This is a genomic window from Halochromatium salexigens (genome assembly GCF_016653295.1).
In the GTDB taxonomy this organism is placed as follows: Bacteria; Pseudomonadota; Gammaproteobacteria; order Chromatiales; family Chromatiaceae; genus Lamprobacter; species Lamprobacter salexigens.
The window spans coordinates 18,396-43,923 of record NZ_NHSF01000041.1 but is presented as its reverse complement, the minus strand read 5'-3'; the positions used below and the strand labels follow the sequence as shown (position 1 = coordinate 43,923).

Here is a 25,528-nt window from a genome sequence, read left to right as displayed (position 1 = left end):
ATTGAAACCGTTTTTGACAAGTTTTTTGGAATGACAATCGGGACAGTGCATGGGGCAAACTGATTTTCTATCTCAAGTTGACGTGATTGTAACAAAACCAAGGCATCCTATCGATCGGGGCACTACCCGATCTCGGACAGCTCCTTCTGTTCGTCTTCGGTGTAGGGTTTGGCCCCGAACTCGGTGATGGCGTATAAGGCGGCGGTGTCGCCGACGCCCAGTGAGGCGCTGCCTTCCTCGCGCTTCTCGGTCTTGAAGGCTTGCAGCTTGAGCATGTCGTCAGTGATCTCGATGTCCGGCGGCACCTCGCGGTTCGGCAGCAAGCGGGCAAGCCAGGAACCATAGCTATAGAGCTTCTCGAGACTGGTGTCCTCCAAGGCCATCACCTGGGCGATGAAGCTGTAGAAGCGCATGTAGCTCTTCAGCAACTGTCGGAACTCCTCCTGCCGGCCCTCGTCGTCATCGGCCTCAAAGCGTTGCACCGCCTCGCGGACCAGACCCTCGAGCTTGGCGCGGTCGCCTCCGCTGAGCTTGCCTTGGTAGAAGGTTTCCGCGAAACGATCAATCTCGGTGCGATCCAGATAGCCGAACTTGAACAGCCTCCCCTCAAGGTCATAGACCAGGTTCGGGTCGGAGTTGGCCTCAAGAGCCGTCACCTCGTAGTAAGGTCGGAAGGCGTCCTGGATGTCCTCAACGCTGTTGCGGAAGTCGAGCACAGTGGTCGCCTCCTTGCCGGGCATGGTGCGGTTAAGACGTGAGAGGGTTTGCACCGCTTGCAGACCGGCAAGCTTGCGGTCCACATACATGGCGCAGAGCTTGGGCTGGTCGAAGCCGGTCTGGTACTTCTCGGCGACGATCAGTAGCTGATAGGTCTCCGGGTACGGGGTGCCGTCCTTCTTAAAGCCATCGAAACGGCCGCGAAGCTCGGTCTCTGAGAAACCGTTCAGCACCGGCTCGGTATAGGTCTGGTCGTCGTGCTTGAGCTCACCGGAGAAGGCGATCAGGGCCTTCAGGTCGCTGTAGTCCTGCTGTTTGAGGTAGTCGCGGATACCGAAGTAGTAGCGCAGCGCATGCTCGCGACTGCTGGTGACGATCATCGCCTTGGCCTGACCGTTCAACATCGGCTGCACATGGCGACGGAAGTGCTCGACGATGATCTCGGCCTTCTGGCTGATGGCGGTCTCGTGCAGGTTGGCGTAACGGGCGACACGCTGCTGGCCCTTGCGCGAATTGAGCCGGGGGTCGTCCTCGATCGCCTTCTCGAGCTGGTAGTAGGCGCTGTAGGTGGTGTAGTGCTGTAACACATCGAGGATGAACGCCTCTTCGATCGCCTGGCGCATCGAGTAGAGGTGGAACGGATGCGGCAGACCGTCCTCGCCCTTGGTGCCGAAACGCTCGAGAGTGACGTTGCGCGGGGTGGCAGTGAAAGCAAAGAAACTGATGTTCGGCTGTGGTCCGCGACTCTTCTGGTAGGCGGCGATCATGTCCTCGATCTCGTCACTGGAGCCGGCCTCGCGGGTCAGGGCATCGGTCATCGCCTGTGCTGACTTGCCGGACTGGCTGCTGTGGGCCTCATCGACGATCACCGCAAAGGTGCGTCCGCCCTGCCCGGACAGGGCCTTGAGGTGGTCGGTCGAGAACTTCTGAATCGTCGTGATGATGATCCGAGCACCTTTGGCGATCGCCTCCTTGAGTTGCTTGGATGTGCCATCGATCTTCTTGACCACGCCTTGGGTCTGCTCGAATTGGGCGACGGTGTCTTGCAGCTGGCGATCGAGGATCACGCGGTCGGTAACGATAACGACAGTGTTGAAGATGGGCTGGTCGGCGTCGTTGTGCAGGTTGATCGCGTGATGGGCGAGCCAGCCAATGGTGTTGGATTTGCCGGAGCCGGCCGAGTGCTGGATCAGGTAGTTGTGACCAGGGCCAAAGGATTGGGCATGGGCATTGAGCTTGCGTACCGCGTCAAGCTGCTGGAAGCGAGGAAAGATCAGCGTCTCCTTCTTGCCGCTGACCTCCAGTAGCATGAAACGGCCGATCACATCGAGCAGGACCTCGCGCGAGAAGATCGCCTTACCCCATGTCCCAGAACGATAGAGGTAGGCAACGCGAAACTCGCCGTCGATGTCTGGGTTGCCGGCTCCGCCCTCTCGCCCCCGATTGAACGGCAGGAAGCGGGTCTTGCCGTTGGCGAGCCGAGTGGTCATCGAGCAGTTGTCTTCGTCGAAGGCGAAGTGCACCAGGGCACCGCGCTTGAAGGTGAGCAACGGCTCGCCGGCCGGTGAGCGGTCAGTACGATATTGCTTCTCGGCATGCTTGAAGGTCGTGCCGGTGAGCCGGTTCTTGGCCTCCAGGGTCGCGATCGGCAGACCGTTAACGAACAGAACGATGTCAAGGCGGTTGTCGTTCTTGGTGCTGTAGGTGACCTCCTTCATCACCGAGAGGATGTTGGCCTCGTACTCGGCGACACGCTTGGGCTCGAGGGCACTGGCCGGCTGGAAGTAGCACAACACGAAGTGGATGCCGGGGACGATCTTGATGCCCTGGCGTAGCACGTCGAGCAGACCACGGTCCTTGAGCGCCTTGGCAAGCTGGGTGAAGAAGGTGTCTTCGGCGGAGGCGGTGTAGTGGGATTCAAGCTTGGCCCAAGCATCGGGCTGGGTCTGCTGGATGAATTCGATGACCAGAGCCTTGTCGAGAGCCAGCGGGCGGTCGTAGTCGGTCGCGGGGTCGCGTTGGCGGTAGCCCTCGCCGGTGACGAGCTGAGTAATTAGGTGATCTTGAACAACCTGTTCTTTGTGAATAGCTGTGGCTGGCGTCCCTGTCATACGCTCATCTCCTCTTCGATCTGATCTAGACGGCGGTCGGTGCTGTCGCGTCGGCTCCAGGTGGTCACGTCGATCTGGCCGGTGACAGCGGCGGTGATAAGGGCGGAGCGGAATTCGTGCAGTTTAGACACAGACTGATCTATCGAATCTTGCAAAGAAGACAAGCGCATATCAATTTCTGTCTCAATATAACTAACAATGCGATCCTGCTCTTCTCTTGGTGGCTCTGGAACAAAAATATTTCCTAATTGATCAAAATAGAGACGTAGCCTCATTTCCATGATCCCTTTTGAAAAACGCTTCAATTCTTGCTGGGCAGTCTCTGACCTAAAGAGATAATGGTAGTATTTTGAATTACCGTTATTTATTGGTCGCAAAATATCATAGGCAGGACTAGTAACACCATCATATTCTGAATGGCCTACCGCCCCCATCCAAGCAAGAAGTTTATTAACAACAAGATCGCCTTTTCTAACAATCCAGTACCCGTCTGTAGTTGAAGCTTTGTTTCCTTTTTGCTCAAGCTCTCGCCTAGGCCGAACCCCAATATCAGTATAGACCGACAAAAGCTCTAAATCATTATTGGCTGGGGCAGGCTTGCATGATAACCTAAAGATATGCTTTACTTTATTTATCTCCCAATGCTTAGGCAACAAACCCAGCCAGCCAACTCTTGAATCCTTAAGCTTTACATCACAATCGTTTCCTCTCAAAACAGCGCGAATTATTTCTACTTTACGTTTTTCTCCTAGAAGTTTAGAAAGTCTCTCCTTCTTCTCGATCAAATGATCGATGCGCGCGGTCTCGCGGTCGAGAAAATCGGCGATGGTTTTTTGGGTTGCTTCACTAGGAACAGGTATTTCTAAATTACCGATATCTGCTCCAGATACCGCATCATATGTACTGCCAGTGGTCACGCGATCCAGAGCAGTACGGGAATGTAAAAGCGCGAAACCTAGATAATTCTCATCAATTTTTCTTGGAACTATTGCAGCTAAACCTCGACCAATAGCATACTTCCGATTTGCTTTGTTTATTTCACCCACAGGAGCGCGAACAGATATAAGCCATGATCCAGTTGGCGCCCACTTTGTTGCTTTGTCACAGTAATGCTTTGCCTTCGGATTTTTGATGCCAAACTCTGCGCAACCTTGAAGAAACGGAATCACTCCATTATCCGAAACCGCGTCTCCAACTGGAGCTTGACCAGCGACAATTTGAGCAACATGCTTAAGGCGTCTTCTCTTCACACCGCCACCTCCTTCAACAACCGCGCAATCTCCGCCTCCAGCTCTTTCATCTCCTCATCGATCTCTTCGAGCGGGCGCGGCGGGACGTATTGGTAGAAATAGCGGTTAAAGTTGATCTCGTAACCCACACGGCCGACCTTGCCGTCACGAGCATCGCGCACACTCTCATCGACCCAGGCATCAGGCACGAAGGGGGTAACCTCGCGGGCCAGATACTCCCGCCAATCCTCACCGAGCGGGACTAGCTCCTGGTCGCGTAGCTCCGGATCAGGCTCGGGGTTGCCCTGCTTATCGGTGCAGGTATCGGCCTCCTCGTCGCGTTCGGACAAGGCCGAGAGGATCGCTTTCTTGACCGGCGCACCGAGCTTGATGTCCTTCAGCGATCGGAGAGCCTTCGCGAGCACCTTCTCGAAAGCATCACGGTTGCAATACAGCTCCTCGCCGATCGTCCTCAGCGCAGCGATGATCGCTTCACGCTCGCTCGCATCAAGCTTCTTGAACGCTTTCTCGTCTTCGAGCCGGACGAGACGCTCGTCACTGACCTGGAAGTTGAGCTTGAGTGGGCGCTCGACCCGGATCTCGCGGTAGCCGAAATCCGTGGTCTGGAAGATCTTCGAGACATCGGATTCGTCGCTCTCACCGTTCACGAAGTCGGCATAGAGACGCACGATCTCGGCGCGGGCGGCATCGGGGATCTCCCGGCGCTTGGAGCCGAGGGATTTGCGCATCGACTGCCAGAAACGCTCTCCCGAAGCGTCGATCAGCTGAACCTTGCCGGCGCGGGTCTCAGGCTTGCGGTTGTTGAGCAGCCAGACATAGGTCTGGATGCCGGTGTTGTAGAACAGATCGGTCGGCATCGCGACGATGGCCTCGACCAGGTCTTTCTCGAGCATCCAGCGACGGATCTCGCTCTCACCAGAGCCGGCCCCGCCGGTAAAGAGCGGCGAGCCGTTCATAACGATGCCGATGCGCGAGCCGGTCTCGTCGTCGCGCATTTTCGAGATCATGTGCTGCAAGAACAGCAACTGTCCGTCCGAAACCCGTGGCGTCCCGGCCCCGAAGCGGCCGTAGAAGCCGAGATCGGAGGCCTCGTCCTTGATCGGCTCCTGATACTTCTTCCAGTCCACGCCATAGGGTGGATTGGAGAGCATGTAGTGGAAGCGTTTGCCCTTGTGGGCGTCCTGGGTGAGGGTGTTGCCGAAGGCGATTTGCTCCGGGTCGTGCCCGGTCACCAGCATGTCGGACTTGCAGATGGCGAAGGATTCGGGGTTCAGCTCCTGGCCGAACAGCTCGACACGGATGTTCGGGTTGAACTCCTTCAGCGCCTCTTCAGTGAGGGCAAGCATGCCGCCGGTGCCGCAGGCGGGGTCATAGACCTGACGGATGATGCCGCGCCCGGCGAGCTTGGTGTCGTCGTTGGCGGTAAGCAGATCAACGATCAGGCGAATCACCTCGCGCGGGGTGAAGTGCTCCCCGGCGGTCTCGTTGGAGATCTCCGAGAAGCGACGAATCAGCTCCTCGAACAGATAACCCATCTCCAGGTTGGAGACACTGTCTGGATGCAGGTCGATCTCGGTGAAGCGCTCGAACACCGGCCACAAGCTGCCACTGTCGTTCAGGCGCTTGAGCTGGTCGGTGAACAGGAACTTGTCGAGGAAGATGTCGCGCACATTACCCGAGAACTGGGAGATGTAGTCGATCAGGTTGGCGTGTAGCTGGCTCGGGTCCTGCCCCTTGAGGCTGGCAAAGGTGAAGCGCGAGCAGTTATAGACCTTGACGTTGTTACCGACCTCGCTGAACAGGATCATGTCGCGGGTGGCCTCGTCGAGATCACTCGTCAGGGTCTCGGCCAGATTGACCACGCCCTCCTTGGTCGGCTCGAGGATGCAGTCTAAGCGGCGCAGCACGACGAAGGGCAAAATGACCTTGCCGTATTCAGATTGCTTGAAATCTCCGCGCAGGATCTCGGCGATCGACCAGATGAAGCTACTTTTGGTTTGGATGTGTTGAGGCTTGGTCTGACCATCGGCCATGAACGGCTCCTTGTGATCCGAAGTGTTCTCGAAAGCGTCCGGCAATGCCTGCGCCTCCATCATTTTTTCTTGTTGCCGTTCCATGTGCACTCCTATAAATCCTTAATTCAAACAATTTATTGAATTTTTACACGCTATGGAAGCAAAAACCCTCCTCCCGCTGTTACTCGCCTGTCTTCTTGCCCTGGTCAGCCTCGCGGTGCTCCAGTCGGGATTGTCCTTGAGCAGCTCGACGTAGAGCCGGTTCAGCCGTCCGGTGGCCTTGATGTCGAAGGCACTCTCGCGAATCTGGCGAACGGTGTTGATGCCTGCTAACGGCAAGAAGAAGCCGAAGTGATCGGGAAAGTCCGGGTAGTCACAGGCGATGGTGTCGCCAGAGTTCAGGTCTTCCGCCTGTAGCTCGATGCCGTCGGTCGCCAGGACGAACTTGGCTTTGGCCCTCGCAGTGGTTGGGCTGTCCTTGAGTGCGATCAGGGTTTGTGTGACTTCACCGCACGGGCAGGTCTTGATGTGGATGTTGCTGCTTTGAAGAACGCCGCTCAGGTCAGATTTGTTCGTCGCCCCGGTGCGCAGACGTTTGATCGTGGTCTCTTTGTTGCCAAAGGCTTCCAGGAAGGCAAACGGAAATGCATCCGCATCAAAAGGTTGCTGGGCCAGTGCAGAAACGGCCTCTTCGATTTCAACGGCGTTCATCCAGAATGTCCTCAGTATCCCACCGCAGAGCGATCCTGCAGCAGGCAATCAGTGCAGGATCGCCTGCTTCACGCCGTTATGTCATCGAGCATCGCAACAGGCTGTCCACGATGGCCTGACGACGCCTCCAGCCAGTCCCGGTAGACGAACGCATCCTCACGCACTGGTCTTGATCAAGTGCTGCTCCTTGAAGGTCTGGCGGTCTTCAGCCTTTTCCGGGTCGAAGCCATGCGCGAGCATCTTCTCGGTGAACCACTGTGGCCTGCGCCCACGGGTATAGACCTGCTCGGGGTTGTCCGGGTTGGCATAGGCGGGATAGTTGCTGGTACGTTTGGGAGCACCCTGACCACGGCGTTTTTTCTGACCGCCCCGGATGTGGTCTGCGATCTCAAGCACATCATGGCCGCGCTCCTCGATCAGGGCCTTGATCTCAGCGGCCAGGGCCTTTTTTTCCTCTTTGCGCCGATCCTTGAGTGCTTGCTCCAAGACCGCCTGGTCTTGCCTGAGCTGCTCAAGGTGGGTTTGGATCTCTTCGGCGCTACGGTACTCGTCGTTCACAAGGCATCCTCAATGAGGTGTTTAGGGGTTGACAGCCATGAGTGTGTTTAATGGCCCGTTGATTGACCCGGTATCCTTTCTGAGATCGCCTCTGATTTCAAGCGCAGTGAACCGTTGAGCGTCGAAAACAAGCATCGGCGGCGATGATCAGGGGGATGAGACGGTTGCCTGCAGGCCAGCGCCGACGTTGATGGGTGATGGGATGGTGAGGAACACCCACGCCCTGGGAGAGGCCCTGATCTGACCTTGACCGGAGTCTGATCGGGCCACGGCTAGGGGTCCATGGCAGCCGGCTCGCTCAAGTTCCTCACCATCCCTGTACTCGATCAACCCTGCTCAAGGGTCAGAGGATGACCAAACCAGGCTCCATGGTGTGGCTCCTGGTTGCTACAGGGTTCTGTTCCGTCAAGGTGAGGTCAGAGCGTTCGTGGACGCCGCGTTGTACCGGACTGGTGCTGGCGATGGTGATAGTGGTGATGGCCTGTCCTGCTCGCTGGTGAGCGACGTTCGCTCGCACAAGCTCCTCGACGATCGTGCGTCTACGCAAGCGGTTGTGGGTGTTTCCCGACACTTGACCCACACTCCCCCCTTCAAAAGCTCTTCTCTTCGTCTTGGGGACCATCGAGGGACAGATGGGGGTGAAGGATGGCATAAATCCTTGATGAACCTCCCCCTTCCTAAGCTGATAGACCCTCCTTGTGTCTTCCAGGGAGAGTGTTCTGTGGCTACTAGGACTGAAGATTTCACTTTCTTTGTTTATGCGTCTGTTTTTCAATAAGTTTCTCGAGTTATCCACAGATTTATCCACAAAGTTATCCACACCCCCCTGAGTTATATATGGTTAAGAGATAGTGTTAAGGGCTGAAAATCAGCTTTAACTTACTGAAAATAAAAAGAAAAAAAAAGTGGGTGTGGGTGTTTCCCGAGAAAGCGTGGGTGTTTCCCGAGAAAGCGTGGGTGTTTCCCGAATCTTTCCACAGGCTTGGCACACACAAAGGAGCTGGAGGGTACGAACGCCTGTTCAAAGCACGAGTGTGGGTGTTTCCCGAGAAAGTGTTTGCCTGTTCAGCTATCTCCTGACAGGATAGGCAGGAGTGTGGGTGTTTCCCGAACAGTTAGACACACGTCAGGGAGAAGCAAGATGGCTGCACAGCTCAAGCCGCAGAAGTATCCGCAAGGACCGTTGTTCGTCTGCGATGTCACGGATGTCATCCTCAAGGACGACATGGCTTCCATGGAACACCCGTTCTACTCCCTCTCCAAGAAGCCTGACCTGAAACCCAGGCGCTACGAGCACAACGACAAATGGATTGAGTTCCGGCCAAGCCTTAAGGGGCTGCCGACGATCTACGACAAAGATCTGATCATCTACGCCATCAGCCACTTGATCTCGAGTATCAAAGAGGACGAGGAGATCCCCAAGCAGGTCGAAATCGATCCCTACGCGTTCTTCCTGTTCACCGGTCGTGGTACAGGGGGGCGGGATTATCAGGCGCTGTGCGACAGTCTCGATCGTATCGACGGCACGCGATACCGGACGAACGTCATCGCCAATGGCACCAAAAAAGACGTGTGGATGGGGATCATCGATGGAGCTGAACTGGAGACGGACGAGAAAACGAACAAGCCACGCAAGCTGCGCATCACGCTCTCAGACATGATCATCGATGCGCTCCGGGAGCGATCCAAGGTTCTGACCCTGCACAAGAACTACTTTCGTCTGCGTAAACCAATCCAACGGCGCGTCTATGAGCTAGCTCGTAAGCATTGTGGCCACCAGGGTACCTGGAGTGTTTCAATTGCGGTGTTGCACCATAAAAGCGGTTCAAGGTCTTCATCCAGGGAGTTTCGCCGTGCGATTCGTGAAATGGTCGAGGAAAATCCTCTGCCCGACTACACACTCGCTCTGGAGGCGGACGCCGATGTTGTGACCTTCCACAACCGGAATCAGTCTTCTTTGTCTCCTTCGGAACCGTGGTCCGGTCGTCTGCATACGCAAGTCTACGAGGATGCCAAAAAAGTCGCTCCTGGCTGGGATGTCTACTTTCTTGAAGCGCAGTGGCGGGAGTGGCTTACTGAGAACGAGATCGAGCCAAAATACCCGGCTCGCCACTTCGTCAAGTTTTGCCAGAGCTGGTACGAGAGGCGCGGACCCGCTCGTTAGCAATGCGGTCAGGAGCCTGTCTCACGGGAACACAGAACCTACGGATTCGGCTTCGAGGGTGTGTAAAACCCCGAATATCCGCGAGCCGCAAGCGCGAAGATGAAGCAATGATAATTTGAAGTAATGATAAAATGAAGATTGCAGAAATGCGTCGAAGCGAGAAACGACGATCAGCTAACGAAGATATTCATCTGTCGCGCAACTAACCTGAACAGCCTTCTATGTTGCTTACTCAAAGTATCAAATGAGAAAATGACAATCTGAATCTTTGAAATAAAGATCATTTGAAGGACTGGCTAGGCGCTCGCTGTAGGTCTACTCGTCCTGCTTTTCGGACAGATACTCGTCGATCAGTCGGTTCACAAGTTGGTGGATAGTCGTTCCCTCCATCACAGCCCGCGCCTTCAGTGCTTGGCGTTTAGCCTTTGCCATTTCGACATTGAGCCGAACCTTGTCATCCTCAGTGACGAGGTTTGTCAGTTTTTGTGTATCCGGGGCACGGTGTCCGACTTCACGCTTCTTAACGGACAAACGCTTCGCAGTCATGCAAACGCCTCCATGATTTGTTTGAGCAAATGACGAATCTCGAAGGCTGCCGCCCCCTCGGGCTCATCATCGAGCACGGTTGCACCATCGATCATCGACTTGGCGAAAATCGTCCGGTCGTGAATCGATCCGTGCAGAATCGGAAATTCATAGTCGCGGACGGCATCGGCGACTTCTCGCGCAAGAACGGTTCCCTTCTTTGCACGCGAGACGACAAACGCGGCGGAGGGAATACCATCTGTGACCTGTTGCCGCGCCTGGATCATCTCTACGAGACTGTCGCAAGCCCAGATATCGAGCGGAGAAGGCTGGACGGGGATCAGTACAAGATCAGACGCCTTAACAGCACTGGCGATCATCTTCTCAAGCTTAGCGGCACCATCGATGACAACCCAGTCGTAGCCTTCAGCGAGTGACACCAGTTCTTTCTCGATTGTCGGACGATCAAGGCCGACCACGGGAAAACCGCTGCGACCATCACCGGCTTCGTTCCAGTCCCTTGCACTGCCCTGACGGTCAGAATCCACCAGCAGCACCTTGTTGTTGTCGAGATGCAACGCGCGGGCGAGATGAATCGCCAGAGTGGTTTTGCCAGCCCCTCCTTTGGGGTTCAGCACTGAGATAACGTTTGCCATGAGCCGTCTCCAGGGGATGCTCATGTGATAATAGCTTCATTGCTTCATGCTGTCATTTGATTGCGCCAGGCAAAGCCTGGAAGAGGGGGAAGAACGCCAAATGACTTGAGCGATCGGAAACCTTTTGTAGTGACCCGTCGGGTGAGAGTCCCGAACCGGCAAGGACTGGCCATCCACCGGAACCGAGTGTTGCGTGGTGCGGGGGCGACCCCGCCTGCGAAGCGTACACAGGGGGCGGCTAGGCCGTGTGATGGAGCCTCGAAAGAAGCGAAAGTGGAGCCGACGTTGTTCAAAAGGCGGAAGGCAGCAGTGATGGCGCCGAACGTGGCCTGGCGCGATCACTCCACCGGGGTCTGAGAGCAGGGCATGGTCGCAAGGGTCACCCAGGAACCTGGGAGGGCTCAGCCGTTCCTCGTTGAGAGACGCGGTGCGGGCACCGCGGAATAAGACGCCCAGATCACCGTCGGAGCCGGTCCGGCCGACGGTCGCGAACAGGACCGACGACGAGGTAGCGCCAAGCGAAGGCAACGAAGTGCGGCGCGATGACGGCTGAGCAATCGGAGCCGGCTGATAGTACTGATGACGGCGGGGAACGCACCCCAGCGGACCCGTCTGAGGGAAGCGGCCGGTCGGTCTACACACCTTCTGGAGGGCAAGATGACGCGAACATCGGAGCGCGAGATCATCTCCACGAAACAACAGAAGCTCGCGAACTTGGCGAGCGAGGCACCCGAGATGGTGCTCACCACGCTGGCGCACCACATCGACCTGATGTGGCTGGAAGAGGCTTACCGGCGTACGCGCAAAGACGGCGCGGTTGGGGTGGATGGCGTCACCGCCGAAGCGTACGAAGCCGATCTGCAGGCGAACCTGAGCGACCTGCTCGAACGGTTCAAGAGCGGACGCTACCGGGCGCCACCGGTCAGACGTGTCCACATCCCCAAGGACGGCACCAAGAAGACCCGCCCCATTGGCATCACCACCCTGGAAGACAAAGTGCTCCAGCGCGCGGTGCTGATGGTGCTGGAGCCGATCTACGAGCAGGACTTTCTCGACTGCTCCTACGGCTTTCGGCCCGGTCGCAGTGCCCACCAAGCGCTGCAAGCGCTCTGGCAGGGGCTCATGGACATCGGCGGCGGTTGGGTGATCGATCTCGACATCCAGGACTTCTTTGGCAGCTTGGAAAGGACCCATCTCAACGCCTTTCTCGACCAACGGGTGCGTGACGGCGTGATCCGCCGCGTACTGGGCAAGTGGATGCATGCCGGGGTCATGGACGAAGGGGTGATCAGCTATCCCGAGCGGGGCAGCCCGCAGGGGGCTGTGATCAGCCCACTGGCGTCCAATCTCTACCTGCACGAGGTGCTCGATTCCTGGTTCGAGCGCGAGGTCAAACCGCGTCTGCGTGGCCGGGCCTTTTTGATCCGGTTTGCCGATGATGCGACCTTGGCCTTTGAGCGAGAAGACGACGCTCAACGGGTGTTGGAGGTGCTGCCCAAGCGCCTAGCGCGCTTTGGGTTGACCCTGCACCCCGAGAAGACCCGACTGGTGGACTTTCGCAGTCCGCCGAGGGCAGGACAGGAGCCGCGTGCACAACGTGAGCGCAGCTTCGACCTACTCGGCTTTACCCACTATTGGGGGCGCTCCCGGAAGGGGCGCTGGGTCGTGCAACGCAAGACGGCCAAGACCCGCTTCAGCCGCGCTCTGCGGCAGATCGGGCAGTGGTGCCGACGCAACCGTCACCGACCGGTGGCGGAGCAACAGCAGGTGCTGAGTCGCAAGCTCAGGGGTCACGATGCCTACTATGGGATCACGGGCAATGCGCGTGCGCTGTCCCGATTCCGGCACGAGGTGCGACGTCTCTGGCGCAAGTGGCTCAACCGTCGCTCTCGGGCGACCCGCCTGAATTGGGCGGCCTTTGCACGCCTCGCCAAGCGCTACCCACTCCCGCCCGCGCGTGTGGTTCATAGCATCTATGCCACGTAGCGAATGTCTAGATCGAGGAGCCGGATGCCCGAATTGGGCATGTCCGGATCTGTGGGAGCCGCGGGGGAGTAATCTCACGCGGCGACCCGGCAACGACCCTAACATTAACCATGTCTGTTCATGTCGCATCTTAAAACGGCGATCATCGCCAACGGACATACAAACCTGTTGGACGTCTATGCGAAAGGTGGTGACGAAGGTCTACTCGACCAAGTTTTGTTCAGGCGGCTCCCGACAATAGGCCTTATCGCCGTAAGCGGCCGAGTAACTGGCGAACCTGGAAGGAGCTGGACGCTAGACTGAGATAGACCAATAGCAAAATCGCGAGCTGATACCAAAGCACACCCATCCAGGTTGGGGTTACCCCCGTCTCGAGCCAGTTCTCGGCGAGATGTTGCAGATTGAAGAACGCGAAATAGGTTAAGAACGCGAGCATCAGTCGCCCAGTACCGCGTTGTCGTGGTGAAAGCGTGGTGAGCGGAATTGCGAGTAGCGCGAGGGTGTAGATCGCGACTGGAGCCGCGAGGCGATGTCCAAGCTCGGCGCGGTCGAGCAGTGAATCCGAGCCAATGAGTTCACGCGTCGGCAGCGCGGCCCGGCGTCGGCGCTCGACCTCGGTCTCGCTCTCGGGCGCGAGAAAGTAAGTGTAGCGATCGAATTCGGCTAGGCTATAGTCGGCGCTCCCAGGGTTGCCGTCATAGCGGCGCCCTTCTTCAAGGATGACGCGCTGTTCGCCGGTGTTGCGGTCACGCTGATAGACGCCTCGGCTGCTGATGATGAGGCGCGGTGGATCGGCGCGGCGATCCTGGATAAAGATCCCCTCGAAGCGATTGCTGTCGTCGATGCTGGCGGCATAGAAGGTGATGTTGCCATCATCCTGCTGGTAAAAGCGTCCAGCGCGCAGGCCGGCGACCTGTGTGGATCGCTCACCCTTGGTGTCTTCGATCATCTGGATGTGCAGCGAGGCGTAGGGTTGGCCGACCAAGGCAAACCAGCCCGTGACCAGGGACAGTGGCACCGCGAACAGGAGAAAGGCGCGGTAGAGCCGCGCCGGTCCGAAGCCGCAGGCACGAAAGGCAATCAGCTCGCTATCGCGGGCGAGGCGGCCGAGGGTGACGAGGGCGGCGATGAAGAATGCCGGCGGTAGCAAGCGCGCGGTGTCGCGAAGCACTTGCAGGCCGAGGAAGCGTAGCACGGCGTCACTGCCGAGAGCCCCCAGGTTGACGTCCTCGAGGGTGCGCAGCAGGAGCATGCTGACCATAATCATGAGCAAGGTCAGGATGATGGCCGAGAAGACCTTGGTCATCTCGGCGAACAGATACCGGTCGGCGACGCCTAGCACCGTAAGCCCTTGGTGTGAACTCCTCGCTCCACGGGTTGCCACCATCGGGGGACGACAATCGCTGTCCAGCCTGCGTTGCGCGCCATCAGTGCGAGACGCTCAGGGCACCAAAGGCAGCGGTGGCCTGGGTGACGAATGCATCCCCATCGGCCGCTTCCCGCGCATGCTCGATGAATAACGCCGCCAGCCCTCGCTGCTCGGCCAACGCTAGGCCGCGCTCGGGTCCGAGCACCAACAACGCAGTCGCCCAGGCGTCGGCCTGCATGCAATCATCCGCCAGGACCGTCACCGAAGCCAGCCGATGACCCACCGGCCGGCCGGTGGCGGGATCGATGGTATGCGAATAGCGCTGGCCATCAATCTCGACGAAATTCCGGTAATCGCCCGAGGTCGCCATGCCGAGATCGCGTAAGGCGACGACCTGGAACACCGCGCGCTGGCCCGCATCGGGGCGTTCGATTGCGATCCGCCAGGGCTCGCCGTGGCCGTTGACCCCCCGCCCGCGCAGCTCGCCGCCAATCTCGACGAGATAATCGACGATACCGTGCGACTCAACCAACCCCGCAAGTTGATCAACCGCGTAGCCCTTGGCGATGGCGGAGAGGTCGACATAGAGATCGGGTCGGGACTTGCGCAACGCCGGCGGCTGCGCCTGCACCTCGAGCTGACGCCAGCCGACCCGGGCGCGTGCGGCCTGGATATCGCCCGCGCTCGGGAGATCCTCGATGCGCGGCGATGGCCCGAACCCCCAGAGGTTCACCAACGGCCCGACGGTGACGTCGAAGGCCCCGGCGCTCGCCTCGCTCACCGCCTGCGCCGCCTCGACTACCGCCTCCAGCTCCGGCGAGACCAAGAACCATTCGGTGACGTCGGCGTTATTGAAGCGCGAAAGTTCCGAGCCGGGCTGGTAGGTTGACATCAGCGTGGTGATGTCCGCCAACCGCGCGTTGATCTGCTCGGCCAGCGCATCGCGGTCTAATGCGGCGGACGGCTCGACGATCTGCACGCTGTAGTTCGTGCCCATGGTCGAGCCGCGCAGCACCAGAACGCGCGGGTCCTCGGCCTGCTCGCAGCCAGCGAGTAATCCTGCGAGGAACAGCGCCCCACAGAGCACGCGCAACCCTTGGGAGCAGCGCGTCATCGACCAGCGCACGCCTTGAAATGAGCGGGCGAGCGCCGCGCGACAGTCGTGATTAGACGCGATGGATTCCTCGGAAGGCGTGACGATCATACGGAGAACACCGGATTCTGTTGAACCAACAAGCCCGAGCATCGGCTTCAGGAAAGAGACCTGCCAACCTAGAGCAGCAGATCCTTTATGATAAACCACTCAGCTGCAAAGGCCGCCCCAGCAACCAAGTGCGGCATACCGAGCCGTCCGCCAAGATGCACGCTTCAGGCCAATCACCGCCATCGCGCCGATTCGCTCGGCCGCGCAATGCACTGCAACAGCGACAGGGGGCGTACGACGGGCCAAGCGGCCACGCCGGCACGGCCGGCCCAGCCCTGCGCCTGAGCGACTATCTGCGACTGCAACCCTATGGGCGGGCTCTACTGACACCGGCTGCGGCGGCTTGGATCGGCTCCGCGCGGATGGTGATCCTGCTCATGGCCAGTCTCGAAGGCTTTGTCTGGGGTGCCGTTGGCTTCTCCTTGGTGCCCGAGGCCACGGCCTGGCTCGCGCCGGCGATCGGGCTGTTCCTGTTCGCGTTGATGTTCTCGGTCATCTGGATACTCGACGCCTCGCTGATCATGTCCGAGAAACCCCGCTTGCGCCGCCAAGGGCGACAAGGCGCGGAGCAAGGAGGCACTAAGCCGCGCAACGCGGGCCCATGGCTGCGCTGGCTCTTCGGGCTGCTGGTACGAATCGCGATCGTTGCCGTCTCACTCTATGTGACCGCACCGTTCATCGAGAAACTGATTCGTGCCGATGACATCGCCGCTGGGCACCAGACCCAGGTGGAGCGCTACTTCGACGAGCGAGAGCGCGTGCTAAACGCGCAGATTGAGGAGCGCGCCGCACAACATGATGCAGGTTATCGCGCCCGCATTCAGGGCATCGAGCAGCAGGTTCGCGACGTCAAGAAAGAGCTGGCCGCGGAACGCAAGCGTCGCGATCAACTCAGCGCCGATGAGCGTCCCGAGATCGAGGTGCTCGCTCAGGACCTTGCCGAGGCCAGAAAGCGGGTCGGCGATGAGCTGCTCGGACGCGAAGGCCGGCCCCAAGGCTATGGTCCCGAGGCGCGCCGGTGGGAGGCACAGGCACAGGCGCTGGAAGACACCTTGACCGCTAAACGCCGCGAACACGCCGAGCGCCTGGCACCGATCGAGGCGCGCATCGGCGAGCTGCGCCAGCGCCTCGAGGCCCTCAATGCCTCCATCGTCGAGGTGCGCGAGCAAGAACGCGCCCTGCTTGAGCGCATTGCCGACGAGGTCGAGGCTGAGCAACCCCCAGCTTCGCCGCCCAAACTCACCTTTGCCGCACAATCCAAAGCCCTGAATGCGCTGCGCGAAAGCCCAGCCGAGCAAGGTGTACCCCATTTCGAGACCGTCGAAGGCTTCGCTCAGGCCGCGCTTGGCATCCTGTTCTTCGCGTTGATCGCGCTCAAGCTGTTCGAGCCAGCGGCCGTGCAGACCTACTACAGCGAGACCGCGCAAGTCCAATACCGCAACTATCTCAACGGCGACTTGGCCGATATCCCGGGCTTCGGGCATCCTCAAGACGCCAAGCGTCGGCTCTCGCCGGCCGAATTCGCGCGCCGCTGGGAGCAGTGGGAGCGCGACCCCGCCGCTTTCGTTGCCAACCACCGCGACGAACTCGAGGCACAAGCCGATCTTGCGCGGCTCAACGCCGACCACACCCACGAGCGCGAGTTACTCAGCCGCCGCCGCGAGGGCATCGATCATCAGCTCGCGCTCGAACATCGCCAGCGCGAGGCCGAACTCAAGGCCCGCGAGCACGAACTGGCGCTGCGGCTCCAGCAGATGGAAGCCCGTCTCGGCGACGAAACCGACTTGCAGCGCGAGCGCGATCGTTTGCAGTTGGAGCGCGAACGCCAGGATCAGAGCCTGGCTCAGGCCGAGACCGAGCGCAAACAGCGCGATCAGCAGCGAGATGACCTGCGCCAGCGCCTCGAGCACCATCGCGCCCAGCTCGCCCAAGCGCGCGAGCAGCAACTGCGCCTTGCACGAACCCTCGCCGACAATCAGCAGGCCATCGGCACCGCGCGCGAGGCGGCGGCCTCCATCAAGGCCAAGGTCACGGCCAAGCAGCCCACACTGGAGGCCGCGCGCGTTGAACTCGCCGCTGTCGCACAACAGCGTGCGGCGCAGGGCTCACAGGGCGGCGGCTCACAGGGCCACTTCGGTCCCTTGGCGGCCCGTGCGCGGGCCCTGCGGCGCACCATCAAGCGCCTTGAGCGTGCCTTGGGGCCGGATCAGAAGGCGCTCGACGAGCAGCATGGCCGCCTCATCGTGCTCGAGGCCGAGGCCGAACAACTGCAACAGGCGATCGAGGACAGCCGCGCCACTGTGCTGGAGCTGCGCCGCCGCTGCGATGATGAGCGCGCCGCGCTCGACGCCCTCTTGCTCATGCCGGCGTCGCAGCGCGATCCGAGCCCGCCGGCGAGCACAATTACATCAGCTTGACCACCTGCTGGTTGCGCAGCCCCAGCACCTGTTGCGCGAGATCGAGCGCCTGTTCGGCGAACTGATCCAGGCGCTGCCAACGGTCGGCGGTGTCGAGCACATCGGTCAGGCTGGCGCTGATCACCCGCAGATCATAGGCGCCTTCGGAGCGCCGCTCCGCCGGCGCCTGCTCGCTGGTCACGTAGAGCACGGGCTCCTGCTCTCCCATGGGCACCAGCGCCAGGATGAAATGATAGCGGCGCTCGTCATCGGTCTCGATCTCACCCAGGAGTGTCGCGGTATGGTCGCCGATCTGATAGCGCTGTTTCGGCAGGGCGGTCTTGATTTGGGGTCGATCCTGCATGGTCTTGCTCCGTTGATCATTGGAGGTGACAGTGTGGGGACCAAGGGCGACCGCCTCCAGGGCTCATGGCTCCCGGACTCGCAGCTCGGCCAACAACCGGCGCACGAGCCCCGGGCCGCGATAGATGAGGCCGGTATAGAGCTGGACCAGATCGGCGCCCGCCGCAAGTTTCGCGGCCGCGTCCTCGGGCGCGAAGATGCCTCCGGTGCCGATCAGCACCGGGTCCGTTCCCAAGGCCCGGCGCACGTGCCCGAGCAGTTCGGTACTGCGCGCGAACAAGGGCCGGCCCGACAGGCCGCCGCTCAGGCCCTCGGTCGCGGTGTTGAGCCCCTCGAAGCGGATCGTCGTATTGGTGAGGATCAGGCCGGCGCAACCGGCATCGATCGCCGTCTCGGCACAGGCGATGGCGTCCTCATCGGCCAGATCCGGGGCCAGCTTCAACAACACCGGCCGCGGATGGCGCAGGCGTTGGTTCGGTCCCTGCACCGCCTCCACCAGCTCGCGGACCTGCTCGGTGGTTTGCAGATCCCGCAGCCCGGGCGTGTTCGGGCTCGAGATGTTGACCACGAGATAATCGGCCAGCTCGGCGAGCAAGGCGCAACTGCGCTGATAATCGCTCGCCGCCAGCGCTGCAGGCGTCACCTTGGATTTGCCCAGGTTGACCCCGAGCGGCACCTGCAGGAGTGCTCGCTCACGCAGCCGCGTCAAGCGCGCCGCCATCGCCTCGGCACCAGCGTTATTGAAGCCCATGCGGTTGACCAACGCCGCATCGCCCGGCAGTCGAAACAGACGCGGGCGCGGATTGCCCGGCTGGTCCAGCGCCGTGACCGTGCCGGCCTCGACAAAGCCGAACCCCAGGCGCTGCCATAGCGGCACCGCTTCGGCATCCTTATCGAGCCCGGCCGCCAGCCCGATCGGATTCGGGAAGCGCAAGCCCATCGCATCCACCGCCAGTGCCGGGCTCCGCGCCACATCCGAGGCGCCAAGCCGCCCGCTGAAATGCTGTGACCAACGCGCGGCCAACGCGAGGGCAAGGCCATGCACCCGCTCCGCATCGAGCCGAAACAAGAGTGGACGCAACAGCCCCCACAGGAGTCCGGACTCGGCTCCAGGGTCAGCCTCCGAAGAGGCCGAGTGTGTCCTTTTAGTCGACATGGTTGTTCTCAATTCAGCCGGTTTTGAGGCTCAGACCTTAATTGTGAAGCGGTTCTCGGCGTGCAACACCAGAGATCACGCATTGCGATTCCGCAATGGCAATTATTACACTATATGCTAATACTCTGTTAGAGCCTCGACTCGAGGCGGCACTCCATGCCGCCGTTCGGTGGAACGCCGTGAGCCTGATGTACCGATCGCGACGTTCTCGGAATCGCAAACCCAACCTCAAGAGACAGAGACCTGCTGCCATGAAATACCTCGTCGCACTCAAGGAACTCCACGCCGGAGAGTTACTCTCCATCGCCGCCGTCCTCCTCATGCTCATCGCCGTCGGCTACGGCTTCATCGGTTAAGCGCCGTCATCAGCCGCGACAAGCGGCCCGAAGGCGCCGACGGCTCTGCGCGCGTCGGCGCCATTCCTTCCCCCATTCCTTCTCCAAGGCACGTTCCAGACTGACATCCAGCCTGACGCATCCCCGCCTCACCTCCGTCGCTTCCTAGCCTTCTCGGCTCAGCCCAGCGCTGTCTCGACCTGCGCCGTCTCGCTCCACTGCGTTCCCGATTCGTCCCGCTCTACCTGATCCGTCTCCCGCTATCGGACAAGCAAGGCGCTTTGGCCAGCGTTCAAGCGCGCCATCATAACGCAGCCAGGCAAAGCACATCAGTATTTTATTATTCCCTGTGATTACCAATTAATTACTTTACCCAATTAAAAGTTAATTGGTTGAGTAATCATTGATTCGATCACGCGCAGTGAGAGATCATCCATAACTTTCAACAAGTCCTGACACACGTCAATTATAAAATATGACGCATGCCTCACTTTTCGCTTCTAGCATCTACAGTAATGATGACCGCATAGAAACTGCCGCAAACCAAGCAAAACGCTATGAAATTCAGCCATTTCCATAACGAAACCAAGGCCATTTCATTGACGATTCGCGGCCCATAAGCAATAGACCAATTAATCATCGACACCAACGCGAGACACAACCACCAAACAAGGAGATGCCCGCAATGCCCCACGAGCCCACCTTCGGAGGACTGCTGCAAAGCCAAGGAATCAGCCGTCGCGCTTTCCTCAAATTCTGCTCGACCACCGCTTCCTTGATGGCGTTGCCAGCCGGCATTGCACCGGCGATGGCCGAAGCCCTTGCCAGCGCCCGTCGTCCATCGGTCATTTGGCTGTCCTTTCAGGAATGCACCGGCTGTACCGAGGCGCTGACCCGCTCCAGCGCACCATCCATCGAAGCGCTAATGTTCAACTTCATCTCGCTCGACTATCACCATACCCTGCAAGCGGCCTCCGGCGACGCCGCCGAGCACGCCCGCGAGCAGGCCCAGCACGAGAATGCTGGCAAATACCTGGTGCTGGTCGACGGCTCGGTCCCGCTCGATGAGCACTGCTCGACGGTCGCCGGCATCAGTAACCTCGCGATGTTGAAAGAGGCCTGCGCCAATGCCGCCGCGGTGATCAACATCGGCACCTGCTCGGCCTACGGCGGCATCCCGATGGCCAAGCCTAATCCGACCCGCGCCGTCGCAGTGGGCGACATTATCAAGGACAAGCCGATCGTCAATGTGCCCGGTTGCCCGCCAATGCCGCTCGCGATCACCGGCGTCATCGCCCAGTACCTGACCCTTGGGCGCCTGCCTGAGCTCGACCATCTCGGGCGCCCGGTCGCCTTCTTTGGCGAGAATATCCACGACCGTTGCTATCGCCGTCCCTTCTACGACCGCGGCGAGTTCGCTGAGACCTTCGACGACGAAGGCGCACGCAAGGGCTGGTGTCTGTACAAGCTCGGCTGCAAGGCGCCGATCGCCTACAACGCCTGTGCGCATATCAAATGGAATAACGGCGTCAGCTTCCCGATCCAGTCCGGGCACGGCTGCCTCGGTTGCTCCGAACCTCGCTTCTGGGACATCGGCGGGGTCTATGAGTCAGTCGCCACCGGCAACTTTGGGGACAGCGCCAAGCTGGGTGCCGCTGCCGTCGCTGGCGCCGCGGCTGGCGTTGGAGCTGCCGTGCTTGCTCGGCGCAAGAAGACTGAGCTGGCCGCGCACGAGCACAGCAGCGACTAGCCGGCGACCAACGATCGAACCACCAAACCTCATCAGGAGACTGGAACCCCATGTCACTGCTTGAATTCGCCCGCGGCCCTGCGATCCATGCCGCACTCATCATCATGGCCGCCGGCATCGCCCTGCGGATCATCGGCGTGCTTGCCCTCACGCGCGGCGCCGACCTCTCCCGACCCCGCGATGCCTTTGGCAACTTCAAGGGCTATCGCACCGTCTTCAGTCGCGCCTGGCCGAGTGGTGAGTTCACCACCACCACGCGCTATCAGACCGTTGTGGCCTACATCTTCCACATCGCCACCCTGCTGGTGGTGGTCGGCATCGTCCCGCACATCGAGTTCATCACCAGCCTGACCGGCCTCGCCTGGCCGGCACTGCCGAACTTCGTCGGCGTCGCGCTCGGCACCGTCGCCCTCGCCTCGCTGATCGCATTGATCACCCGCCGCCTGGCGAAACCGGCCGTCTACAACTCCACCGTCGGCGATTACGTCACCTGGATCATCGTCGCCCTGCCGCTGCTGACCGGCCTCATGGCCTTTGCCCATGTCGGCCTGCGCTACGAGACCATGCTCGCGCTGCACATCCTGAGTTCGGCGCTGCTGTTCGCCTATATGCCGTTCAGCAAGCTGATGCATGCGTTCTGGTTCATCTTCTCCCGCGCCCAGAGCGGGCTGGCCTACGCCCACAAGGGGGTTCGGATATGAGCACTGCGAATACAACGGCCGCCACGGCCACTCCCATCTTTCCCAGCTTCGAGCAAGTCTACCAAGGTCTCGCCGGCCAGATCGGCATGCTGCGCGAGATGGCGCCACAGCCGACCAAGTCCGACGAGAAACGCCTCCAGGGCGCCGTCGAAACCCTGATCGAGGAGACCAACGCCGACGAGGCGGTCTGGCTCGAGAGCTGCATCCACTGCGGCCAATGCACCAATGCCTGCCATTATTTTCAGGCCACCGGTGAGGCCAAATACGCGCCGATGCGCAAGATGGATCTCTATCGCCGCGTCTATCAGCGCGAGATCAGCCCGATGCGCTGGTGGCACCGGTTGATCACTCAGCCGGTCAAGCTCTCCGACTTCGAGCAGGCCAAGGAGCTGATCTACGATTCCTGCTCGGAGTGCGGCCGCTGCACCATGGTCTGCCCGATGGGCATCGACACCGCCTCGCTGGTGCATCACATGCGCAGCGCCATGGTCGCCGCCGAGCTGGTGCCACCGGAGCTGGCCGCGCTGCGCATGGAGCAGAAACAGATGGGTACGGTGTTTGGCTCCTCGCCCGATTCCCTCCGCAAGATGGTCGAGACCATCCGCGAAAAGGCTGGCATCGAGGTGCCGCTCGACAAGGAGCAGGCCGAGGTCATGGTGCTGAGCTCGGCGGTCGATCTGGTCGCCAACGGCAATGGCCTGCTGGCCACGGCCAAGATCATGAACCATCTCGGCGTCGACTGGACCATCTGCTCCGACGGCTTCGAGAGCGCCAACTTTGGTCTGCTCTCAGGCGATATGTCGCTGTGGAAGAAACAGGTCGATCCAATCATCGCCGCCGCCCAACGCGTTCAGGCCAAGATCCTGGTCATCGCCGAATGCGGCCATGCCTACCCGGCGCTGCGCTGGAACCCGATGCTCAGCAGTGGCGGACTGCCGTTCGAGATGATGTACATGTCCGAGTTCCTCGGCAAACAGGCCAAGGCCGGCAATCTGCATCTGACCCCGTTCGACGGTAAGGTCACCTTCCACGACCCCTGCAAGACCGGACGCCGGGGCGGTGCCTTCGATGAGCCGCGCGCGGTACTGGCGGCGATGGACGCCGACCTAGTCGAGATGCCCGCGAACAAGGAATACAACTGGTGCTGCGGCGGCGGCGCCGGCATCTTCCTGCTCGAAGACGCCACCCGGCTGCGGGATGAGTCGTTCAAGATCAAGATCCGCGAGGTCAACGAGTCCGGCGCCGAGTCGGTCGTGGTCAGCTGCGCCAGCTGCCGGCTCAACTTCGAGTCCGGCCGGCAGAAGAACCATTGGGACAAGCAGGTCCATAGCCTGGTCGAGCTGGTTGCCGACCATCTGATCGAGGACGAGTCCACCGCTAACGCCCAAGCCCGAGGAGCCGTTGCATGAGTGCCCGCGTTGTTGTTGATCCGATCACCCGTATCGAAGGTCATCTGCGCATCGAGGCGCAGATGAACGGTGGCATCATCGAGCAGGCCTACTCCAGTGGCACTAGCGTGCGCGGGCTCGAGACCATCGTCCAGGGCCGCGACCCGCGCGAGGTCTGGGCCTTCGTGCAACGCATCTGCGGCGTCTGCACTCTGGTGCATGGCATCGCCGGGGTGCGCGCGGTCGAGGATGCGCTCGACTACAAGATCCCGCCCAATGCCGAGCTGATCCGCAATCTGATGATCGGCAGCCAGTATGTGCATGACCACGTGATGCACTTCTATCACCTGCACGCGTTGGACTGGGTCGATCTGCTCGGCTCACTGCAGGCCGACCCGAAGAAGACCTCGGAGCTGGCGCAATCGATCGGCACTTACGCCAAGACCTCGCCGGGCTACTTCGCCGACGTCCAGAAGCGCCTCAAGGGCTTCGTCGAGGCCGGCCAGCTCGGCATCTTCGCCAATGGCTACTGGGGCCACCCGGCCTACAAGCTGCCGCCCGAGGCCAATCTGATGGCGGTCGCGCATTATCTCGATGCGCTTGCCTGGCAGCGCAACGTCGCCGAATTGCATGCCATCTTCGGCGGTAAGAACCCGCATCCCAACCTCTGCGTCGGCGGCATGCCCTGCGCGATCAGCCTGGAATCCGGCAAGCAGGCCGGCACCGCGCTCGACGTCGTGGGCCTGGAGCGGGTGCGCAACATCATCGAGCAGATGCACGACTTCGTGCATCAGGTCTATGTGCCGGACACCATCGCCATCGCCAGTTTCTACAAGGACTGGTTCCAGAAAGGCGAAGGTGTCGGCAACTTCATGACCTATGGCGACTTCCCGGCCAAGGGCTATGGCGACCCGGAGTCCTATCTGATCCCCACCGGCGTGATCCTGAACCGCGATCTGAGCCACATCGAGCCGGTCGATCTCGACGCCGAGGCCGAGATCCAAGAGTTCGTCGCCCATGCCTGGTACGACTACAAAGCCGGCAAGGATGCCGGACTGCATCCCTACCAGGGCGAGACGACCTTCGCCTATACCGGCCCGGAGCCGCCCTATCAGCAGCTCGATGTCGAGAATCAGTACTCCTGGCTTAAGACCCCGCGCTGGAAGGGCAAGCCGATGGAGGTCGGGCCACTGGCGCGGATGCTGATGCTCTACGCCAACGGCAATGAGCAGGCCAAGACCCTGGTAGACAGCACCCTGCAGCAGCTCGATCTGCCCATCGAGGCGCTCTATTCAACGATGGGCCGCACCGCCGCGCGCACGCTCGAGACAGCCTTGATCGTCGACGAGCTGCAAGGCTGGTACGACAACCTGGTCGCCAACATCAAGTCCGGCGACGTCAAGACCTTCAACGAGACCCTCTGGGACCCCGAAACCTGGCCGAAGAAGGCGCAGGGCGTCGGCCGCATGGAGGCCCCGCGCGGGGCGCTCGGACATTGGATCGTGATCGAGGACGGCAAGGTCGCCAATTATCAGGCCGTGGTGCCGAGCACCTGGAACGCCGGCCCGCGTGATGCGCAGGAGCAGGAAGGCCCCTACGAGGCGGCCCTCGCCGGCCACGCCCTGCACGATCCGCAACAGCCGATCGAGATCCTGCGCACGGTCCACAGCTTCGATCCCTGCATCGCCTGCGCGGTGCATATTTCAGACCCCGACGGGGAGGAGGTGCTCAACGTTCAGGTGCAATAGGACGCCGACGCGCGTTCCATCACACGCCGGCCGGACTCAGCACGGACTGACACCACGATCACACAACAACAGCGTCCGTGCCCCGGCCGTCAGCCAAGCCAAAGGAGAACCGTCATGACATCACTTGCACGCCTCGCCGAACTCCACGCGCGACACTTCATCTCGCAGCAGAAGCACCAGGACGAGCTGAGTCGCCAAGATCACTTAGCCGAGCAGCATCGAGCCGCAAAACGCAAGTTGGACGCCGACCGCTGGCGCCAGGCCGCCATCAACAGTGCCGGCCCGCTCTGCATACTTGACGCGGTCGGACAAGCCGAGGAAAGCTGGGTCGAGCTGTTTGAGCATGCCCCACGCTGCGAGCTACCGGAACCCAAGACCCGCTCAAACTGGAGCGGGTCCTCACTGAAACCGCAGTGGGCATAAAC

The 25,528-nt window shown here is 60.4% G+C and carries 19 protein-coding genes; 8 read left to right on the top strand and 11 right to left on the bottom strand.

The features are described 5' to 3' along the window. Window positions 1-122 precede the first annotated feature (122 nt). The 5 genes from CCR82_RS06245 to CCR82_RS06225 all read right to left on the bottom strand — a co-directional run bounded on the left by CCR82_RS06245 (window position 123) and on the right by CCR82_RS06225 (window position 7,362). Entirely contained in the window at window positions 123-2,828 is a 2,706-nt protein-coding gene (locus CCR82_RS06245; protein ID WP_201244540.1) for a type I restriction endonuclease subunit R, read from the bottom strand. Further along, the gene (locus CCR82_RS19090; protein WP_201244539.1) at window positions 2,825-4,078 is read right to left on the bottom strand and encodes a restriction endonuclease subunit S; all 1,254 of its coding nucleotides are present in this window, start codon (window positions 4,076-4,078) and stop codon (window positions 2,825-2,827) included. The genes CCR82_RS06245 and CCR82_RS19090 overlap by 4 nt, the downstream gene beginning before the upstream one ends. Continuing rightward, window positions 4,075-6,111 carry a type I restriction-modification system subunit M gene (locus CCR82_RS06235; protein WP_201244542.1) on the bottom strand — a complete coding sequence of 679 codons (2,037 nt, stop codon included), beginning with the start codon at window positions 6,109-6,111 and terminating at the stop codon, window positions 4,075-4,077. Before CCR82_RS06235 ends, CCR82_RS19090 begins: the two co-directional genes overlap by 4 nt. A gap of 102 nt (window positions 6,112-6,213) precedes the next feature. Continuing rightward, entirely contained in the window at window positions 6,214-6,804 is a 591-nt protein-coding gene (locus CCR82_RS06230) for a type IIL restriction-modification enzyme MmeI (RefSeq protein ID WP_242513295.1), read from the bottom strand. Between the two features lie 156 nt (window positions 6,805-6,960). Beyond that, window positions 6,961-7,362, bottom strand: coding sequence for an H-NS family nucleoid-associated regulatory protein (locus tag CCR82_RS06225; RefSeq protein WP_201244538.1), 402 nt, complete (start codon window positions 7,360-7,362; stop codon window positions 6,961-6,963). A 1,141-nt stretch (window positions 7,363-8,503) separates the two neighbouring features. Here CCR82_RS06225 and CCR82_RS06220 point away from each other — a divergent pair. After that, the gene (locus CCR82_RS06220) at window positions 8,504-9,526 is read left to right on the top strand and encodes a replication initiator protein A (protein WP_201244537.1); all 1,023 of its coding nucleotides are present in this window, start codon (window positions 8,504-8,506) and stop codon (window positions 9,524-9,526) included. A 315-nt stretch (window positions 9,527-9,841) separates the two neighbouring features. Here the strand turns inward: CCR82_RS06220 and CCR82_RS06215 are convergent, their stop codons facing one another. Both CCR82_RS06215 and parA read right to left on the bottom strand, forming a co-directional pair. Beyond that, window positions 9,842-10,072, bottom strand: coding sequence for a plasmid partition protein ParG (locus CCR82_RS06215; protein ID WP_201244536.1), 231 nt, complete (start codon window positions 10,070-10,072; stop codon window positions 9,842-9,844). Next, window positions 10,069-10,707: a ParA family partition ATPase gene (gene parA, locus CCR82_RS06210; RefSeq protein WP_201244535.1), complete on the bottom strand. Its 639-nt coding sequence runs from the start codon at window positions 10,705-10,707 to the stop codon at window positions 10,069-10,071. Before parA ends, CCR82_RS06215 begins: the two co-directional genes overlap by 4 nt. Window positions 10,708-11,364: 657 nt before the next feature. Between parA and ltrA the strand changes: the two genes are divergently transcribed. Next, window positions 11,365-12,693 carry a group II intron reverse transcriptase/maturase gene (gene ltrA / locus CCR82_RS06205; RefSeq protein ID WP_201244534.1) on the top strand — a complete coding sequence of 443 codons (1,329 nt, stop codon included), beginning with the start codon at window positions 11,365-11,367 and terminating at the stop codon, window positions 12,691-12,693. Window positions 12,694-12,937: 244 nt separating this feature from the next. On the opposite strand, the gene lptF is transcribed toward ltrA, so the two are convergent. Continuing rightward, the gene (lptF, locus tag CCR82_RS06200) at window positions 12,938-14,035 is read right to left on the bottom strand and encodes an LPS export ABC transporter permease LptF (RefSeq protein WP_201244533.1); all 1,098 of its coding nucleotides are present in this window, start codon (window positions 14,033-14,035) and stop codon (window positions 12,938-12,940) included. 85 nt (window positions 14,036-14,120) lie between these two features. Next, entirely contained in the window at window positions 14,121-15,266 is a 1,146-nt protein-coding gene (locus CCR82_RS06195) for an FAD:protein FMN transferase (protein ID WP_201244532.1), read from the bottom strand. Between the two features lie 155 nt (window positions 15,267-15,421). On the opposite strand from CCR82_RS06195, the gene CCR82_RS06190 reads away from it, so the two are divergent. Beyond that, complete coding sequence (locus CCR82_RS06190; RefSeq protein ID WP_201244531.1) at window positions 15,422-17,683, top strand: hypothetical protein; 2,262 nt, start codon at window positions 15,422-15,424, stop codon at window positions 17,681-17,683. Here the strand turns inward: CCR82_RS06190 and CCR82_RS06185 are convergent. Both CCR82_RS06185 and CCR82_RS06180 read right to left on the bottom strand, forming a co-directional pair. Next, window positions 17,670-18,026 (bottom strand): hypothetical protein, encoded by a 357-nt coding sequence (locus CCR82_RS06185; RefSeq protein WP_201244530.1) that lies wholly within the window; start codon window positions 18,024-18,026, stop codon window positions 17,670-17,672. The two genes, CCR82_RS06190 and CCR82_RS06185, sit on opposite strands and share 14 nt — an antisense overlap. A gap of 63 nt (window positions 18,027-18,089) precedes the next feature. Then, window positions 18,090-19,181, bottom strand: a complete 1,092-nt coding sequence (locus CCR82_RS06180) for a quinone-dependent dihydroorotate dehydrogenase (RefSeq protein ID WP_201244529.1) — start codon at window positions 19,179-19,181, stop codon at window positions 18,090-18,092. A gap of 1,020 nt (window positions 19,182-20,201) precedes the next feature. Between CCR82_RS06180 and CCR82_RS06175 the strand changes: the two genes are divergently transcribed. From CCR82_RS06175 to CCR82_RS06155, 5 genes are all read left to right on the top strand, one after another. Continuing rightward, window positions 20,202-21,266 (top strand): hydrogenase small subunit, encoded by a 1,065-nt coding sequence (locus tag CCR82_RS06175; RefSeq protein WP_201244528.1) that lies wholly within the window; start codon window positions 20,202-20,204, stop codon window positions 21,264-21,266. 50 nt (window positions 21,267-21,316) lie between these two features. Further along, window positions 21,317-21,967 (top strand): nitrate reductase, encoded by a 651-nt coding sequence (locus CCR82_RS06170; RefSeq protein ID WP_201244527.1) that lies wholly within the window; start codon window positions 21,317-21,319, stop codon window positions 21,965-21,967. Then, window positions 21,964-23,376 (top strand): (Fe-S)-binding protein, encoded by a 1,413-nt coding sequence (locus CCR82_RS06165; RefSeq protein ID WP_201244526.1) that lies wholly within the window; start codon window positions 21,964-21,966, stop codon window positions 23,374-23,376. Before CCR82_RS06170 ends, CCR82_RS06165 begins: the two co-directional genes overlap by 4 nt. Further along, window positions 23,373-25,103 carry a nickel-dependent hydrogenase large subunit gene (locus tag CCR82_RS06160; RefSeq protein ID WP_201244525.1) on the top strand — a complete coding sequence of 577 codons (1,731 nt, stop codon included), beginning with the start codon at window positions 23,373-23,375 and terminating at the stop codon, window positions 25,101-25,103. The genes CCR82_RS06165 and CCR82_RS06160 overlap by 4 nt, the downstream gene beginning before the upstream one ends. A gap of 114 nt (window positions 25,104-25,217) precedes the next feature. Then, window positions 25,218-25,526, top strand: coding sequence for a hypothetical protein (locus CCR82_RS06155; RefSeq protein ID WP_201244524.1), 309 nt, complete (start codon window positions 25,218-25,220; stop codon window positions 25,524-25,526). The last annotated feature ends 2 nt before the right edge of the window (window positions 25,527-25,528 follow it).

Excerpts from the sequence above, each read along its gene's own strand:
- CCR82_RS06245 (WP_201244540.1), bottom strand. The coding sequence starts at position 2,828 with ATGACAGGGACGCCAGCCACAGCTATTCACAAAGAACAGGTTGTTCAA.
- CCR82_RS06235 (WP_201244542.1), bottom strand. The coding sequence starts at position 6,111 with ATGGCCGATGGTCAGACCAAGCCTCAACACATCCAAACCAAAAGTAGC.
- CCR82_RS06230 (WP_242513295.1), bottom strand. The coding sequence starts at position 6,804 with ATGAACGCCGTTGAAATCGAAGAGGCCGTTTCTGCACTGGCCCAGCAA.
- CCR82_RS06220 (WP_201244537.1), top strand. The coding sequence starts at position 8,504 with ATGGCTGCACAGCTCAAGCCGCAGAAGTATCCGCAAGGACCGTTGTTC.
- CCR82_RS06215 (WP_201244536.1), bottom strand. The coding sequence starts at position 10,072 with ATGACTGCGAAGCGTTTGTCCGTTAAGAAGCGTGAAGTCGGACACCGT.
- parA (WP_201244535.1), bottom strand. The coding sequence starts at position 10,707 with ATGGCAAACGTTATCTCAGTGCTGAACCCCAAAGGAGGGGCTGGCAAA.
- ltrA (WP_201244534.1), top strand. The coding sequence starts at position 11,365 with ATGACGCGAACATCGGAGCGCGAGATCATCTCCACGAAACAACAGAAG.
- CCR82_RS06195 (WP_201244532.1), bottom strand. The coding sequence starts at position 15,266 with ATGATCGTCACGCCTTCCGAGGAATCCATCGCGTCTAATCACGACTGT.
- CCR82_RS06190 (WP_201244531.1), top strand. The coding sequence starts at position 15,422 with ATGCACGCTTCAGGCCAATCACCGCCATCGCGCCGATTCGCTCGGCCG.
- CCR82_RS06185 (WP_201244530.1), bottom strand. The coding sequence starts at position 18,026 with ATGCAGGATCGACCCCAAATCAAGACCGCCCTGCCGAAACAGCGCTAT.
- CCR82_RS06180 (WP_201244529.1), bottom strand. The coding sequence starts at position 19,181 with ATGTCGACTAAAAGGACACACTCGGCCTCTTCGGAGGCTGACCCTGGA.
- CCR82_RS06175 (WP_201244528.1), top strand. The coding sequence starts at position 20,202 with ATGCCCCACGAGCCCACCTTCGGAGGACTGCTGCAAAGCCAAGGAATC.
- CCR82_RS06170 (WP_201244527.1), top strand. The coding sequence starts at position 21,317 with ATGTCACTGCTTGAATTCGCCCGCGGCCCTGCGATCCATGCCGCACTC.
- CCR82_RS06165 (WP_201244526.1), top strand. The coding sequence starts at position 21,964 with ATGAGCACTGCGAATACAACGGCCGCCACGGCCACTCCCATCTTTCCC.
- CCR82_RS06160 (WP_201244525.1), top strand. The coding sequence starts at position 23,373 with ATGAGTGCCCGCGTTGTTGTTGATCCGATCACCCGTATCGAAGGTCAT.
- CCR82_RS06155 (WP_201244524.1), top strand. The coding sequence starts at position 25,218 with ATGACATCACTTGCACGCCTCGCCGAACTCCACGCGCGACACTTCATC.